This is a genomic window from Streptomyces sp. NPDC002779, from assembly GCF_042888685.1.
Lineage (GTDB): Bacteria > Actinomycetota > Actinomycetes > Streptomycetales > Streptomycetaceae > Streptomyces.
Genome location: NZ_JBIAQC010000001.1, coordinates 301,009 through 316,758, shown reverse-complemented (window position 1 = coordinate 316,758; position 15,750 = coordinate 301,009). Strand labels below are relative to the sequence as shown.

At 69.4% G+C, this 15,750-nt stretch carries 13 protein-coding genes; 6 read left to right on the top strand and 7 right to left on the bottom strand.

The window, feature by feature from the left end; translation table 11 throughout:
• The first annotated feature begins 86 nt into the window (after positions 1-86).
• The 4 genes from ACFYW5_RS01380 (at position 87) to ACFYW5_RS01365 (ending at position 4,318) form a co-directional block, all read left to right on the top strand.
• Positions 87-1,061: a tetratricopeptide repeat protein gene (locus ACFYW5_RS01380; RefSeq protein ID WP_389414891.1), complete on the top strand. Its 975-nt coding sequence runs from the start codon at positions 87-89 to the stop codon at positions 1,059-1,061.
• Between the two features lie 650 nt (positions 1,062-1,711).
• Entirely contained in the window at positions 1,712-2,350 is a 639-nt protein-coding gene (locus tag ACFYW5_RS01375; RefSeq protein WP_389414890.1) for a DUF6230 family protein, read from the top strand.
• Positions 2,351-2,478: 128 nt separating this feature from the next.
• Entirely contained in the window at positions 2,479-3,039 is a 561-nt protein-coding gene (locus ACFYW5_RS01370; protein ID WP_389414889.1) for a DUF6114 domain-containing protein, read from the top strand.
• Complete coding sequence (locus tag ACFYW5_RS01365) at positions 3,029-4,318, top strand: hypothetical protein (protein ID WP_389414888.1); 1,290 nt, start codon at positions 3,029-3,031, stop codon at positions 4,316-4,318. Before ACFYW5_RS01370 ends, ACFYW5_RS01365 begins: the two co-directional genes overlap by 11 nt.
• Before the next feature lie 95 nt (positions 4,319-4,413).
• Here ACFYW5_RS01365 and pyk read toward each other — a convergent pair whose 3' ends face one another.
• The 3 genes from pyk to pta form a co-directional block, all read right to left on the bottom strand.
• Positions 4,414-5,844 carry a pyruvate kinase gene (pyk, locus tag ACFYW5_RS01360; RefSeq protein ID WP_389414887.1) on the bottom strand — a complete coding sequence of 477 codons (1,431 nt, stop codon included), beginning with the start codon at positions 5,842-5,844 and terminating at the stop codon, positions 4,414-4,416.
• Between the two features lie 73 nt (positions 5,845-5,917).
• On the bottom strand, positions 5,918-7,141 hold the full coding sequence (locus tag ACFYW5_RS01355; RefSeq protein ID WP_389414886.1) for an acetate kinase: 1,224 nt from the start codon (positions 7,139-7,141) through the stop codon (positions 5,918-5,920).
• Complete coding sequence (gene pta / locus ACFYW5_RS01350) at positions 7,138-9,246, bottom strand: phosphate acetyltransferase (protein WP_389414885.1); 2,109 nt, start codon at positions 9,244-9,246, stop codon at positions 7,138-7,140. The genes ACFYW5_RS01355 and pta overlap by 4 nt, the downstream gene beginning before the upstream one ends.
• Positions 9,247-9,433: 187 nt before the next feature.
• On the opposite strand from pta, the gene ACFYW5_RS01345 reads away from it, so the two are divergent.
• Positions 9,434-10,459 (top strand): ATP-dependent 6-phosphofructokinase, encoded by a 1,026-nt coding sequence (locus ACFYW5_RS01345; RefSeq protein WP_389414884.1) that lies wholly within the window; start codon positions 9,434-9,436, stop codon positions 10,457-10,459.
• 93 nt (positions 10,460-10,552) lie between these two features.
• Positions 10,553-11,860, top strand: a complete 1,308-nt coding sequence (locus ACFYW5_RS01340; protein WP_389414883.1) for a DUF3500 domain-containing protein — start codon at positions 10,553-10,555, stop codon at positions 11,858-11,860.
• Here ACFYW5_RS01340 and ACFYW5_RS01335 read toward each other — a convergent pair.
• From ACFYW5_RS01335 to ACFYW5_RS01320, 4 genes are all read right to left on the bottom strand, one after another.
• Positions 11,832-12,557 carry an XRE family transcriptional regulator gene (locus ACFYW5_RS01335; protein ID WP_389414882.1) on the bottom strand — a complete coding sequence of 242 codons (726 nt, stop codon included), beginning with the start codon at positions 12,555-12,557 and terminating at the stop codon, positions 11,832-11,834. The genes ACFYW5_RS01340 and ACFYW5_RS01335 overlap by 29 nt on opposite strands.
• A 116-nt stretch (positions 12,558-12,673) precedes the next feature.
• Positions 12,674-13,498 carry a carbohydrate ABC transporter permease gene (locus tag ACFYW5_RS01330; protein ID WP_389414881.1) on the bottom strand — a complete coding sequence of 275 codons (825 nt, stop codon included), beginning with the start codon at positions 13,496-13,498 and terminating at the stop codon, positions 12,674-12,676.
• A gap of 4 nt (positions 13,499-13,502) precedes the next feature.
• Positions 13,503-14,357 (bottom strand): carbohydrate ABC transporter permease, encoded by an 855-nt coding sequence (locus ACFYW5_RS01325; protein ID WP_389414880.1) that lies wholly within the window; start codon positions 14,355-14,357, stop codon positions 13,503-13,505.
• Between the two features lie 10 nt (positions 14,358-14,367).
• Positions 14,368-15,729: an ABC transporter substrate-binding protein gene (locus tag ACFYW5_RS01320; protein WP_389414879.1), complete on the bottom strand. Its 1,362-nt coding sequence runs from the start codon at positions 15,727-15,729 to the stop codon at positions 14,368-14,370.
• Positions 15,730-15,750: the final 21 nt, after the last annotated feature.

Here is a 15,750-nt window from a genome sequence, read left to right as displayed (position 1 = left end):
CCACTGGCGTGGGGTGGGGACCCGGCGTCCGATCGGCTTTTCTCATCGCTTTTCACTCGCGCGCGAAGACGGGGGAGGATAGACGCATGCAGCCACGGAACATGTCCATGAGCGGAGTCGTCGACCTCGCCGCGGTGAAGGCGGCCCAAGAGGCCAAGGCGAAGGCGGAGCAGGCGCGCGCCGATGCCGCCCGGCAGGGCGGGGGAGGGGCCGTCTCGCCCGCCGACCTCGTCCTCGACGTCGACGAGGCCGGGTTCGAGCGAGACGTACTTCAGCGGTCCACCGAGGTGCCCGTCGTCATCGACTTCTGGGCCGAGTGGTGCCAGCCCTGCAAGCAGCTGAGCCCCGTGCTCGAGCGGCTCGCCGTCGAGTACAACGGCCGCTTCGTCCTCGCCAAGATCGACGTCGACGCCAACCAGATGCTGATGCAGCAGTTCGGGGTGCAGGGCATTCCGGCCGTGTTCGCCGTCGTCGCCGGCCAGGCGCTCCCGCTCTTCCAGGGTGCCGCCGGCGAGGCGCAGATCCGAGGGACCCTCGACCAGCTGGTGACGGTGGCCGAGCAGCGCTTCGGCCTCACCGGTCTCGCCGTCGACCCCGAGGCCGAGCCCGGCGCCGCCCAGCCGGCGCCCGCGGCACCGGCCGGCCCGTACGACGCGCTGCTGGAGGCCGCCGTACAGGCCCTCGACGCGGGGGACTTCGGCGGGGCGGTCCAGGCCTACAAGAACGTGCTGAGCGACGACCCGGGGAACTCCGAGGCGAAACTGGGCCTGGCGCAGGCCGAGTTGCTGCAGCGGGTGCAGGGCGCCGATCCGGCGCGGGTGCGCAAGGAGGCGGCGGACCGGCCGACCGATGCGCAGGCGCAGATCGCCGCCGCCGACCTGGATCTGGTGGGCGGTCATGTCGAGGACGCCTTCGGACGGCTCATCGAGACCGTCCAGCGCACCGCGGGCGACGAGCGCGAGGCCGCACGCCTGCGGTTGCTGGAACTGTTCGAGGTCGTCGGCTCCGACGACCCGCGAGTGACGGCGGCGCGCAGGGCGCTGGCGCGCGCTCTGTTCTGACCGGGGCGCGAACCCCGTTCTGACCAGTCACTAAACGCGAGGGCGCGTGTTGCCCGAGTGAAAGAACTGCCGACGAAGTGCCAAAGCGGCCGCGCTTTACCAAATCTTGGTAATCGCGGCCGCTGTTACTTCCAGTAAGTCGAGGGCGTTGTTCTGTCGGATTCTGTCCGGCCATTCACTGACATGTCCACCCCCCTCGCACCACCCTCCGTCGATGTCCGAGACCAGCGGGTCGTTGTTCGGTTATCCGGCCGTTACTAGCGAGTAACGAACCCCCTTGTGCGGGCGCCGAGAATGCACCACGATCGGCGACGCTCGGTCCATTCCCGAACTACCCGACAGCCGGTCGGGTCACGGGAGTCCAGGGTCCCCACCGAGCAGAGCCGGCGGCAGTGGCGCCGGCTCTCGGGCAGGGGGGTCTTCGCCACCAGGCGAAGCCTGTCCAGCAAGGTTGTGCGTGATGCGTGTCAGGCGCGACCAGTGGTTGTCGCTCGGGGGTGATCGCCGGTGATTCGGGCGCGGTTCGCGCCGCCGAAGCAGGCGCTCTCCTTTCCGAGGACGTAGCACTTCTCCCATCCCTGCCCGGCTGAGCCGTCGCGTTCGACAGCGGCAGTCAGGGCCAGGAGATGTACGTCCGAGAAGGAGGAAATATGGAGTCCCAGGTGCGTGGCGGGACCAGATGGAAGCGGTTCGCCGTCGTGATGGTGCCCAGCGTGGCCGCCACGGCAGCGATAGGTGTCGCCCTCGCGCAGGGCGCTCTCGCCGCGTCGTTCAGCGTGTCGGGCCAGTCGTTCAAGGTGACGACCAAGCAGCTCGACGGTACGGGCTTCAGCCAGTACGGCGCCCTTGACGAGGGCTACACGCTCAGCGGCAAGAAGACGGTTCACCCCGTCGCGGTCTCGGCCTTCAAGACCGCGACCATCAACAGCCTGTGCCAGTCGGTCGTCACCCCCGACATCCCGGTCCTCGGGAGTGTCAGCCTGATCCTGCGGGCCGGCCAGGACCCGGACAAGCCGGTCGAGGCCGAGAACCTGTACATCGACGTCGCCGAGCTCAACGCCGACGCGACGTTCAAGGGCATCGACATCGGTGTGGCCGCCAAGGACGCCGTCAAGGGTCCCGGCATGAAGGGCGGCAAGGAGCAGTCCAACCCGTTCGGCTTCGCGCAGCAGGCCGACTCGGTCGTGCTGAAGGACGTGAAGCAGACGGCGTGGGCGACCACCGCCGGAACCTTCAAGCTCAGCGGTCTGTCGATGAAGCTGTCGACGGGTGTCAAGGAGTGCTACTAAGCACTCGCTGACGGGCGGGGGAGCCGGTGGCGCCCCCGCCCGTCCCCACTCCGGCCGTGTCCGCACACCCCCGGCCCGAGCCGCACAACTCACCACCACAGCAAAGCCGTACCAGGGAGCTGTTTTCCATGAGCGCCGAGACTCCTGCCGTACCCGGCCGCGACGAGCACTACCTCCGGGTCATCAGGCGGCACTTCCGCGCCTGGCGGGGCGAGAGGCCTTTCTGGGCCGGTCTGTTCATCATCCTCGGTGGACTCCCCATCGCCTACTTCCCGTACGCGAACCTCCAGATAGGTCACCTGACGCTGGCGATGGCCACCACCGCGGGCGCCGGGTCCCTGATCATCGGCGTGCTGCTCGTCGTCCTCGGCGTCAGCCTCTGGTTCCAGAAGCACGTACGCACCTTCGCGGGTGTCGCGGCGATCCTGCTGGCGCTGGTGTCCCTCCCCGTGTCCAACCTCGGCGGCTTCCTGATCGGCTTCCTGCTCGCCCTCGTCGGCGGCGCGATGGCCGTGTCGTGGGCGCCGGGCCCGCCGCCGCAGCCGCAGCCGGTGCCGGAGGCCACGGTCGAGCAGGGTGACGCCCCCGCGGGCGCGCTCCCGGCTGAGGCGGACACGGTGGATGAGCCGAACGATCTGTCAGGAACGAGCCCGGCGAACGGGGCGAACGGGAGGCACAGTGCCGGCTGACGAGGTGACCCACGGGACTGACGTGGAGTCCCGTGCGAGAACCGGGCCGCGGCACGCGGCTCCCAAGAAGCCGCTGTTCACCCGGTTCCACATGCCGGCCGGCAAGGCGATAGCGCTGGCCGCGATGCCGACCGCGGTCCTGATGGGGATGGGCTTCACGCCGACGCTCGCCAACGCGGAGGACCAGCCCGCCGCCAAGAGCCTGACGGCCGACGAGTACAAGGACTGCGTGGCCGCCCTGGAGGGTGAGACCGCGTCCCCGTCCCCGTCGCCGTCCGTGAGCGAGAGTGCGAGCGAATCCCCCGCCGAGGACGACACGGCGGAACCGACACCCACCCCGTCGGCCTCCACGGGTGAGCCCTCTTCGCCGGATTCAGGTTCCGACGACGAGGCCGAGCCCACGCCGTCCGCGTCCGAGAGCAGGACCGCCGAGCCGCAGTCCGGTGGCGAGCAGACCGCTACGGCGTCCCCCTCGCCGTCGCCCTCGGAGTCCGACGGCAACCTGCTGGACGGCATCGGCGACGCCATCACCGGCATCTTCACGCCGGGTGACGGCGCGGAGAGCGCGAGCCCGGCGCCCTCGGCCACCCCGTCGGCCTCCGCGTCGCCGAGCGCCGAAGCCTCCGACCCCGGCAAGGAGATCACCGACGAGGTCACCGACGGGGTCACCGAGACGGTCGAGGACGCGGTCAAGGACACCACCGACGCGGCGTCCCCGGCGGCCGAGGCCACCGGCGAGGCGGCCGACGAGGCCACCGCCACCGCGACCCCGAGCCCGTCGGCGAGTTCCACCACCGATCCCGAGGACTGCCCGGCCGCCACGGACGACAAGGGCGGCGTCGACAACACCGTCCCGCTGCCCGACGACCCGTGGTACCTGAACGCCAGCTCGCTGCTGCTCAAGGGCGCCGACTACCAGGGCATCGTCAAGGTGAAGACGGCCAACGGCACCACCAAGGAGGTGCTGAAGTACGTCATCTCCGACGGCACCGACATCGGCGATCTGCACCAGACGGTCGAGGACCCGCAGTCGGGCAAGACGTACCACGTGCAGGCGGGCGCCGGAACGACGTCGACGATCCGCGACGGCGAGACGCTCATGTACACCGAGTCCATCTCCGGCAACCTGCTGGGGCTGATCCCGGTGACCTTCACCCCGGAGAACCCGCCGCCGCTGAACATCCCGCTGATCTACTTCACCAAGGTGAAGGTCGTGCAGGCCGGCCAGTTCGGCGGAACCCTGCACGTGCCCGGGCTGCATCAGTTCATCACCGACTGAGCGCCCTCAAAAGCCCGTTCGGGAGCCGCACAACGCCTGAGGGCGCCCCTGGTCCAGGGGCGCCCTCAGCGCCGTACACGACCCCTCGCGGGGCCTCAGTCGGTGTGATCGCCACCGAGGTGGTGGACGCGGACCATGTTGGTGGTGCCGGGGACGCCGGGGGGCGAGCCGGCCGTGATGATGACGATCTCGCCCTCGTTGAAGCGGCCCAGCTTGACCAGTTCGCCGTCGACCAGGTCGACCATCTCGTCGGTGCTGTTCACGAACGGGACGACGTGCGACTCCACGCCCCAGCTGAGGGTGAGCTGGTTGCGGGTGGCCTCGTCGGTGGTGAAGGCCAGGATCGGCTGGGCGACGCGGTAGCGGCACAGCCGGCGGGCGGTGTCACCGGACTTGGTGAAGGCGATCAGGCCCTTGCCGCCGAGGAAGTCGGCGATCTCGCAGGCCGCGCGGGCGACCGAACCGCCCTGGGTGCGCGGCTTCTTGCCCGGGACGAGCGGCTGCAGGCCCTTGGCGAGCAGCTCCTCCTCGGCCGCCTGGACGATCTTCGACATCGTCTTGACGGTCTCGATCGGGTACGCGCCCACGCTCGACTCGGCGGAGAGCATGACGGCGTCGGCGCCGTCCAGGATCGCGTTGGCCACGTCGGAGGCCTCGGCGCGGGTCGGGCGGGAGTTGGTGATCATCGACTCCATCATCTGGGTCGCGACGATCACCGGCTTGGCGTTGCGGCGGCACAGCTCGATCAGCCGCTTCTGCACCATGGGGACCTTCTCGAGCGGGTACTCGACGGCCAGGTCGCCACGGGCCACCATCACGGCGTCGAACGCCGCGACGACGGCCTCCATGTTCTCCACCGCCTGCGGCTTCTCCACCTTGGCGATGACCGGGACGCGGCGGCCGACCTCGTCCATGACCTTGTGGACGTCCTGCACGTCGTCGGCGTCCCGCACGAAGGACAGGGCGACCATGTCGCAGCCCATCCGCAGTGCGAACCGGAGGTCCTCGACGTCCTTCTCGGAGAGCGCCGGCACGTTCACGGCCGTACCCGGCAGGTTGATGCCCTTGTGGTCGGAGACGACACCGCCCTCGATGACGATCGTCTTGACCCGGGAGCCCTCGACGTCCAGGACCTTCAGCTCGACGTTGCCGTCGTTGATGAGGATCTGGTCGCCGCGCGAGACATCGCCCGGCAGGCCCTTGTAGGTGGTTCCGCAGATGTGCTTGTCACCCGGGACGTCCTCGGTGGTGATGACGAACTCGTCACCGCGCTCCAGCTCCACCGGGCCCTCGGCGAAGGTCTCCAGACGGATCTTCGGACCCTGGAGGTCGGCGAGCACACCGATGGCACGGCCGGTCTGTTCGGCGGCGGCCCGGACGCGGTCGTACCGCCCCTGGTGCTCTTCGTGCGTGCCGTGGCTGAAGTTGAAGCGGGCCACGTTCATGCCGGCCTCGATCAGCGACACGAGCTGTTCCTGGGAGTCGACCGCGGGGCCGAGAGTACAGACGATTTTCGAACGGCGCATGGGGCGATCCTATCGGTTTGTTTCGCTACGGAATATTCCGTCTGGCGGAAAATACAAAAGGGCGGGATGCCGCTCAGGTGAGGTTCCGTGAGCCATTTACCAGCGCGTACGTCTGCGTCGCAATCTCCAGTTCCTCGTCGGTCGGCACCACGGCCACGGCCACCCGCGCGTACTCCGGCGAGATCAGCCGCGGCTCGTCACCGCGTACGGCGTTCAGCTCGCCGTCCACCGCCAGTCCGAGCTCCTCCAGACCGGCCACGGCAGCTTCCCGCACGGGACTCGCGTTCTCCCCGACTCCCGCTGTGAAGGCGACCGCGTCCACCCGTCCGAGTACGGCGTAATAGGCGCCGATGTACTTCTTCAGGCGGTGAATGTAGATGTCGAAGGCGAGTTGCGCCTCTTTGTCACCCTCGTCGATCCTGCGCCGGATCTCACGCATGTCGTTGTCACCGCACAGGCCGATCAGACCGCTCTTCTTGTTGAGAAGAGTGTCGATCTCATCGGTGGACATTCCGGCAACACGCATCAAATGGAAGATGACGGCCGGATCCATGTCTCCGGACCGCGTACCCATCACCAGGCCCTCCAAGGGCGTCAGTCCCATGGAGGTGTCCACGCACCGGCCGCCCCGGACCGCCGAGGCGGAGGCGCCGTTGCCGAGGTGCAGCACGATCACGTTCACCTCTTCCGGCGACCTGCCCAGCAGCTCGGCCGTCGCCCGGGAGACGTACGCGTGCGAGGTGCCGTGGAAGCCGTAGCGGCGGATGCGGTGCTCGTCCGCGGTCCGGACGTCGATCGCGTAGCGGGCGGCCGACTCCGGCATCGTGGTGTGGAACGCGGTGTCGAACACCGCGACCTGCGGCAGATCCGGCCGCAGCGCCTGGGCCGTGCGGATCCCGGTGAGGTTCGCCGGGTTGTGCAGCGGGGCGACCGGGATCAGCCGCTCGATCTCGGCGAGCACCGCGTCGTCGATCACGGTCGGCTCGGTGAAGTGCCGGCCGCCGTGCACGACCCGGTGCCCGATCGCGGCCAGCTCGGGGGAGTCGAGCCCGAGACCGTCCCGGGACAGCTCCTCCGCGACGGCCTTCAGGGCGGCCTCGTGATCGGCGATCGGCTCGGTGCGCTCCCGGGACTCGCCGTCCCTCGGGGTGTGCTTGAACCGGGAGGACTCCTCGCCGATGCGCTCGACGAGGCCCACCGCGAGCCGGCCGCCGTCGCTCATGTCGAGGAGCTGGTACTTCACCGACGAGGAGCCGGAGTTCAGGACGAGGACGCGGGTGCCACGCGGGGAGCTCACTGCTGGGACGCCTTCTGCAGAGGGGACTGGGCCTGGATCGCCGTGATGGCGACGGTGTTGACGATGTCCTGCACGAGCGCGCCACGGGACAGGTCGTTGACCGGCTTGCGCAGGCCCTGGAGAACCGGGCCGACGGCGATGGCGCCGGCCGAGCGCTGCACGGCCTTGTAGGTGTTGTTGCCGGTGTTGAGGTCGGGGAAGATCAACACGCTCGCCTGGCCGGCGACTTCGGAGCCCGGCAGCTTGGTCGCGGCGACCGACGGCTCGACGGCGGCGTCGTACTGGATCGGGCCCTCGATCCTCAGATCGGGCCTGCGCAGTCGCACCAGCTCCGTCGCCTCGCGCACCTTGTCGACGTCGGCGCCCGACCCGGACGTACCCGTGGAGTACGACAGCATCGCGATCCGCGGCTCCACCCCGAACCGCGCGGCGGTCGCCGCCGACTGGATGGCGATGTCGGCGAGCTGCTCGGCGTTCGGGTCGGGGTTGACCGCGCAGTCGCCGTAGACGAGGACCTTGTCGGCGAGGCACATGAAGAAGACCGAGGACACGATCGACGCTCCCCCAGAGGGGGGACCCCCAGGCTTCGTCTTGATGATCTCGAAGCCCGGCCGGATGGTCGCCGCCGTGGAGTGCACGGAACCGGACACCATGCCGTCGGCCAGGCCCTCCTCGACCATCAGGGTGCCGAAGTAGTTCACGTCCGAGACGACGTCGTAGGCCAGCTCCACGGTCACGCCCTTGTGGGCGCGCAGGGCGGCGTACTTCTCGGCGAAGGCGTCGCGCAGCTCCGAGCCGGCCGGGTCGATCAGCTGGGTCTCGCCCAGGTCGATGCCGAGGTCGGCGGCCTTCTTGCGGATCTGGTCCACCGGGCCGAGCAGGGTCAGCTCGCACACCCCGCGCCGCAGCAGCACCTCCGCGGCGTGCAGCACCCGCGGCTCGGTGCCCTCGGGCAGCACCACGCGGCGGAGGTCGGAGCGGGCCTGCTCCAGCAGCTTGTGCTCGAACATCATCGGGGTGACCCGGTCGCTGCTGGGGGCGCTGACCCGCTTGAGCAGGTCACCGGTGTCGGCGTACCGCTCGAACAGGCCGAGCGCGGTCTCCGCCTTGCGCGGGGTCGCGGCGTTCAGCTTCCCCTCCAGGGAGAAGAGCTGCTCGGCGGTGGGGAAGCTGTTGCCGGGCACCGAGATCACCGGGGTGCCGGGGGCGAGCCGGGCGGCGAGGGTGAGGACGTCGTCGCTCGGGACCTCGTTCAGGGTGAGCAGCACACCGGCGATCGGCGGGGTGCCGGCACTGTGCGCGGCGAGTGCGCCGACCACCAGGTCGGCCCGGTCGCCCGGGGTCACGACCAGGCAGCCCGGGGTCAGAGCGCCCAGGAAGTTCGGCAGCATCGCGCCGCCGAAGACGAAGTCCAGCGCGTCCCGGGCGAGCCCCGACTCGTCGCCGAGGAGCGTCTTCGCGCCGAGGGCATGGGCGATCTGCGCGACCGTGGGCGCGGACAGGGCGGGCTCGTCGGGCAGGACGTAACAGGGGACGGGCAGCCGGTCGGCGAGCCGCTCGGCGATCTCGTCCCGGTCGCCCCGCGCGACCCGGTTGGTCACCATGGCGAGGACGTCGCAGCCGAGGCCGTCGTAGGCGCGGTAGGCGTTGCGGGTCTCGGCGAGCACCGACTCGGCGGGCTGCTTGCGGCCGCCGACCACGGGTATGACGGAGGCGCCGAACTCGTTGGCGAGCCGGGCGTTGAGGGAGAGCTCGTCCGGGAACTGGGTGTCGGCGTAGTCGGTGCCGAGGACGAGGACGACGTCGTAGTCGCGGGCGACCAGGTGGAAGCGGTCGACGAGGGTGGAGACCAGTTCGTCGGTGCCCTGCTCGGCCTGGAGCGCGGACGCCTCGTGGTAGTCCATGCCGTACACGGTTCCCGGGTCCTGCACCAGCCGGTAGCGGGCCCGCAGCAGCTCGAAGAGCCGGTCGGGCCCGTCGTGGACGAGGGGCCGGAAGACACCCACCCGGTCGACCCGGCGGGTCAGGAGTTCCATGACCCCCAGTTCGACGACCTGGCGGCCGTCGCCGCGGTCGATACCGGTCACGTACACGCTGCGCGTCACGCGTGGTCTCCCCTTCGTCGAGCGAGTGTCATAAAAATCGCCCACCGAGGTGAGCAGAACCCTCTTGACAATACCTCTGCCGCTAGATAAGGCGCCCGTCAGCTTCGGGGAGGCGGCATCGCCCCCGGGGACGTGAAACAATCGGAATGGCTCATTGGTGTCAACAGCGAGCAGGAGACACAGCACGATGCGTATCGGAGTTCTCACCGCAGGCGGCGACTGCCCCGGCCTGAACGCAGTGATCCGGTCGGTCGTGCACCGGGCCGTCGCCCAGTACGGCGACGAGGTCATCGGGTTCGAGGACGGCTACGCCGGTCTGCTGGACGGCCACCACCGCACCCTCGACCTCGACGCGGTGAGCGGCATCCTGGCCCGCGGCGGCACCATCCTCGGCTCCTCTCGCCTGGAGCGCGACCGGCTGCGCGAGGCCTGCGACAACGCTCCCGACATCGCCCGGGAGTTCGGCATCGACGCCCTCATCCCGATCGGCGGCGAGGGCACCCTGACGGCCGCGCGGATGCTGTCGGACGCCGGACTGCCGGTGGTCGGCGTGCCGAAGACGATCGACAACGACATCTCCTCCACCGACCGCACCTTCGGCTTCGACACCGCGGTCGGGGTCGCGACGGAGGCGATGGACCGCCTCAAGACCACGGCCGAGTCCCACCAGCGGGTGATGGTCGTGGAGGTCATGGGCCGCCACGCCGGCTGGATCGCCCTGGAGTCCGGCATGGCCGCCGGCGCCCACGGCATCTGTCTGCCCGAGCGCCCGTTCGACCCGGCCGACCTGGTGAAAATGGTCGAGGAGCGCTTCGCGCGCGGCAAGAAGTTCGCCGTCATCTGCGTCGCCGAGGGCGCCCACCCCGCCGAGGGCTCGATGGACTACGGCAAGGGCGCGATCGACCAGTTCGGCCACGAGCGCTTCCAGGGCATCGGCACCGCCCTCGCCTACGAACTGGAGCGGCGCCTCGGCAAGGAGGCCAAGCCGGTCATCCTCGGCCACGTCCAGCGCGGTGGCGTGCCCACCGCCTACGACCGGGTCCTCGCCACCCGCTTCGGCTGGCACGCCGTGGAGGCCGCGCACCGGGGCGAGTTCGGCAGGATGACGGCGCTGCGCGGCACCGAGATCGTGATGGTGCCGCTGGCGGAAGCGGTGACCGAGCTGAAGACGGTCCCGAAGGACCGGATGGACGAGGCGGAGTCGGTCTTCTAGACCTTGGTCCCAGCTTCCTGACAGGTCCGAGTCCAAGCTTCCTGACAGGTCCGGCTCAGGAGCGTCTCAGCTGCGGGCCGCACCGTGGTGCGCATGCACGCACACGGACACCGTCCCCGCACCCCTGAGGCCGAGCGCACCCGGCGCTGGTTCATGAACAAGTCCCTGCTCGTCGGCGGCGCCGCCGCGGTGGCGACGATGACCGGCTGCTCGACCGGTTCGTCCTCGTCGTCGTCCTCCTCGTCGACCGCCTCGTCGTCCTCGGCCGCTCCGGGCGGTGGCGCGCCGGGTGGCGGCGGCATGGGCCCCGGCGCCTCGGCGGTGGCGTACGACGACTTCGTCGGGGTGACCACGGACGGCACGGTCCAGGAGGACCTCTACGCGATCCATTCCACCGGCGTCTCCACCGACGCGATCGTGAAGGCGGCACAGGCTTTCCTGGACGGACTGTCCGCCAAGGAGAAGCGGTCCGCGCAGTACGACGTCCAGGACGACGAGTGGCTGGCCTGGAGCAACGTCGACGGCTACGAACGCAAGGGCGTCCGCATGGGCGACCTCACCGAGAAGCGGCGCGCACTCGGTTACGCCCTGCTCGGCGCCGCCCTGTCCGCGGACGGGCTCACCCAGGCCCGCAACATCATGAAACTCAACGCCTACCTCGGCGAGTACAACGGCGGCGGCAAGGAGACCCTGACCGAGGGCCACTACTACTTCACCTTCATGGGCAGCCCCTCGACCACCAAGCCGTGGGGCTTCCAGTACGAGGGCCACCACCTGGCGATCAACTACTTCGTCCTGGGCGACCAGGTGGTGATGACCCCGACCTTCATGGGCTCCGAGCCGACCTCGGCGACGTACAACGGCGAGAAGATCACGACCTTCAGGAAGGAGACGAAGGCCGGTCTGGCCCTGCTGCGCTCCCTGACCTCGGCCCAGCGGGCGAAGGTGATCTCCTCGGAGGAGAAGGCCGGCGACAACCTCAAAGCGGGCGCGGGCCAGGACAATCTCCAGCTGGCGTACCAGGGCCTCGCCGCGTCCGGGTTCACCGGGGCGCAGCGCGGCAAGCTGCTCGACCTGGTGCGGGTGTACGTCGGCACCATGGCCGACGCCCACGCCGAGGTGAAGATGGCGGAGGTCGAGGAGCATCTCGACGACACGTACTTCTACTGGATCGGTGAGACGAAGGACAGCTCGGCGTTCTACTACCGGGTGCACAGCCCCGTGGTCCTGATCGAGTACGACGCGCAGTCGCCGCTGGCCTACGGCAACGAGAACGGGGGAGGGGCGGGCGGCCCCGGCGGGACGCCGACGCAACAGCACATCCACACCATCATCCGCACCCCGAACGGCGGCGACTACGGCGTGGACCTGCTCAGGCTCCACCTGGAGAACGATCACTGACCCGGGTCCAGAAGTGGTCCACGATCCGGGCCAGGAAGTCCTGGCCGGACGCGCTGGAGCCGCTGTCGCCGCCGCCCCAGCTCAGGGTGGAGACCATCTGGCCCTGGTAGTCCTCGTGCAGTTCCTGGAGGGCATCCTCCAGGAGCCGCCGGTCCAGCGGGCAGAGCTTGCCGATCGGGCGGACGTACGCCTGCCAGCGCGTCGTCACCGCGCTGCGCAGCAGGTCGGCGAGTTTGCCGTCGCGGCCGGTGACGGTGACGAAGTCGGCCAGCGAGAGCCCGAGCAGCGCGGCGAGCTCGGCGGCCTGCCGCTCGGTGCCCCGCCAGTCGTCGCTCTCCTCCATCCGCAGATAGGCGTGGAGTTCGTGCCCGACGGCACGGGCGACGTCCTCGGCGGCGAGACCGCGGGCCATGCGGTGCTCGCGCAGGGTCCGCGGACGGCCGAGCAGCTCACCGGGCGAGCACCACAACACGCCTGCCAGAGCGGTCAGTTCGGGGTTGGAGGGGGAGGCGATCCCGCGTTCCCAGGCGATCACGAGGTCCGGGGTGACGTAGGGCATGCCGTACGAGACGCGCATGCCGTAGGCGACATGTTCGGGGCCCATGTTCAGGGCGGCACGGAGCCGGCGGGCGGCGGGGGCGTTGAACGGGGGAGTCGGCGGAATGGGCTGGTTCGGTTGAGCTGAGGGTCGGCGCACGGGGCTCAAGCTATGGGCACCGGGGAGCGGTGACTACGGTCTGTTCGGCCAGGATCACGGATTGTAGGAACATACGGTTTCGGCCGTCGGAGGGTGGCGTGGCTGAAGATCGTCGGTCACCCCTTGACCGCCCCGCCCAGCGCGAACCCCCCGCCCAGCCGCCTCGCCACCAGTACGTACAGCAGGATCACCGGCGTCGAATAGATCACCGAGAAGGCCGCCAGCTGCCCGTACACCACCGTCCCCCGGTTCCCGAAGAACTCGTTGATGCTCACCGCGGCCGGCATCCGGTCGGGGGTGAGCAGCAGCATGAACGGGACGAAGAAGTTCCCCCACATCATCACGAACGAGAACACCGTCACCACCGCCACCCCGGGCCCCATCAGCGGCAGGACGATCCGGAGCAGGGACTGCAGCGGTGAGGCCCCGTCCGTCCAGGCCGCCTCCTCCAGCTCCTTCGGCACGCCGTCCATGAAGTTCTTCATCAGCCAGATGGCGAACGGCAGTTGGGAGGCCGCGAAGAAGAAGATCGTGCCCCGCATCGTGTCGATCAGGTTCACCTGGACGAACAGCGCGTACACCGGAACCATGATCGCCGTGATCGGCAGGCACGTCGCGAACAGGATCGTCAGCAGGAACGGCCGGTTCAGGCGGGAGCGGAAGCGCGACAGCGGATACGCCGCCAGCGCCGCGCACACCACCGTCAGCAGCGTCCCGCCCCCGCACAGCAGCAGGCTGTTGAGCAGTGGCGTGAAGGTGATGTCGTCGGTGAGGACGGCGTCGAAGTTGTCCCAGGTCACGCCGTCCGGGACCTTCACCGACAGGTCCGCGTGCGGATCGACCGCGGACAGGGCCACCCACGCCAGCGGGAGCACGAAGGCCGCCGCGACGGCCAGCAGCCCCGCGTCGGCGGCGAGGCGGCGCGTTGTCCGGGAGCGCACGGCCCTACACCTCCGTCCGCAGCAGCCGCAGGTACACGGCCGAGAACAGCGAGCCGACCACCAGCAGCAGCAGCGCCACCGCCGTTCCGTAGCCGATCATGCTCTTCTGGAAGGCCTCCTCGTACATGAAGAGCGGGAGCGTCTGGCTCTTGCCGCCCGGGCCGCCTCGCGTCATCACCCAGATCAGGCCGAACACGGACAGCGTCTGCAGGGTGATCAGCATCAGGTTCGTGCCGATGGAGCGGCGGATCATCGGCAGCGTGATGTGCCACAGGCGGCGCCAGCCGCCCGCGCCGTCGACCTCGGCCGCCTCCGTGATCTCCTTCGGGATCTCGTTCAGCGCGGCCGAGTACACCAGCATCGAGAACGCCGTGCCCCGCCACACGTTCGCGAACGACACCGCCAGGATGGGGAGGGTGAACAGCCAGTTCTGGGAGGGGAGATGGAGCCAGTCCAGGATGGCGTTCAAGGTGCCCTCGCGGCGGAAGAAGGCGTACAGCAGAAAGCCGGCGACCACCTCCGGGAGCACCCAGGCGGCGATGACGATGCCGCCCGTCAGCGTGCGGACCGGCTTCGACGCGCGGTGCATCAGGGCGGCCAGGGCCAGGCCCAGGGTGTTCTGGCCGATCAGCGCCGATACGACCGTGAAGACGAGGGTCAGCCATACGGCGTTCAGGAAGGCCTCGTCGCCGAACGCCGTACGGAAGTTCTCGAAGCCGACGAACGACTCCTCGGCCTGGCCGGTGAGCTGGAGGTCGGTGAAGGCGATCCAGGCGCAGTAGGCGATGGGGCCGGCGAGGAAGAGGAGCAGCAGGACGACGGCCGGGGTGAGGGGCAGTGCGCGGGTGATCGTCCTCATGCGCGCCGGCTCACTTCCGGATCACCTGGTCATCGGTGGCAGTTTTGAGTTCCTCGTCGTAGTTCCTCGCCGCCTCCTCCACCGACTTGTCACCCGTCGTCACGCTCTCCATCGCCTCCTGGATGGCGGTGGAGACCTTCGGGTACGCCGGGTAGGCGGGCCGGTAGTGGGTGTGCGCGACCAGGTCCGTGAAGAACTTGGTGCCGGGCTGGGCCCCGGCGTACGCGGGATCGTCCGCGACGTCCTCGCGGACCGCGATGCCGGAGTTGGCGATGTACCACTTCTGGGCGTTCGCCTTGGTCTGCATCGTCGTGATGAAGTCGAAGGCGAGGTCGGGGTTGGCGGCCTTCGCGGGGATCGCCCAGGTCCAGCCGCCGGACATGCTCACCTTGCCGGGGGCCTGGCCGTGCTGGGTCGGCATGGCGGCGAGGCCCAGCTTCTCGGACCACTCGGGCCATTCGTGGCCGCTGCCCTCCAGCCAGTCCTGCGGGAGCCAGGAGCCGTCGAGGGCGATGCCGAGCTTGCCCTCGGGGAGGAGTTCGCCGCGTACGCGGGTGCCGAAGTTGGGGTCCAGGGCGTCGGCGACGTCGGGGCCGAGCTTCTCCCGGTAGACCGTCTCGACGAAGGCGAGCGAGTCCTTGAAGCCCTGGCTTCCGGCGATCCACTTCCTGGCGCTCTCGTCGTAGAGGCGGTCCTCGGTGCCGTACAGGAGCATTTCGAAGCCCTGCATCGTGGCGGCCTCGCCCGCGGGCTTGCCGGTGTAGACGTTCAGCGGGGTGACGTCCGGGACCTTCTCCTTGATCGTGCGGGCCGCTTCCAGGAGGTCGTCCCAGGTCTTCGGCTGCCAGGGGACCGGGATGCCGGCCTCGGCGAAGACGGCCTTGTCGTACCAGAGCCCGCGGGTGTCGGTACCGTCCGGGACGCCGTACGTCCTGCCGTCCTCGCCCTTCGCCGCCGCCTTCGCCGTGTCGATGAACCGGTCCCAGTCCGGCCACTTGGCGAGGTAGTCGTCGAGGGGCTTGAGGTAACCGCTGGTGATGTCGGAGTTGATGAGGAAGGTGTCCTCGTAGACCAGGTCGGGCGCGGTCTTGGGGGAGCGGAGCATCTGCTGGAGCTTGGTGTAGTACTCCGAGTCCGGGGCCTTGATCGGGATGAACTCGACCTTCTTGCCGGGGTACTTCTTCTCGAACTGCTTCTTGATGTCCGCGAGGAAGGTGTCCATCACCTTGATGTTGTTGTCCGTCGACTGCTTGAAGGACACCTTCAGCGTGTCCGGATCGCTCCCGGAACCGCCGCCGCAGGCGGTGAGGGTCGTCGCGGCGGCCAGGGCGAGGAGGGTGGGGATCAGGGCGGCGGTGGGGCGCACGGGCATGACGGCATGACCTCCTGCGGG

Bases quoted from the DNA above. Each gene is read 5' to 3' on its own strand.
- ACFYW5_RS01380 (WP_389414891.1), top strand. From the start codon at position 87: ATGCAGCCACGGAACATGTCCATGAGCGGAGTCGTCGACCTCGCCGCG.
- ACFYW5_RS01375 (WP_389414890.1), top strand. From the start codon at position 1,712: ATGGAGTCCCAGGTGCGTGGCGGGACCAGATGGAAGCGGTTCGCCGTC.
- ACFYW5_RS01370 (WP_389414889.1), top strand. From the start codon at position 2,479: ATGAGCGCCGAGACTCCTGCCGTACCCGGCCGCGACGAGCACTACCTC.
- pyk (WP_389414887.1), bottom strand. From the start codon at position 5,844: ATGCGCCGTTCGAAAATCGTCTGTACTCTCGGCCCCGCGGTCGACTCC.
- ACFYW5_RS01345 (WP_389414884.1), top strand. From the start codon at position 9,434: ATGCGTATCGGAGTTCTCACCGCAGGCGGCGACTGCCCCGGCCTGAAC.
- ACFYW5_RS01340 (WP_389414883.1), top strand. From the start codon at position 10,553: ATGCACGCACACGGACACCGTCCCCGCACCCCTGAGGCCGAGCGCACC.
- ACFYW5_RS01325 (WP_389414880.1), bottom strand. From the start codon at position 14,357: ATGAGGACGATCACCCGCGCACTGCCCCTCACCCCGGCCGTCGTCCTG.
- ACFYW5_RS01320 (WP_389414879.1), bottom strand. From the start codon at position 15,729: ATGCCCGTGCGCCCCACCGCCGCCCTGATCCCCACCCTCCTCGCCCTG.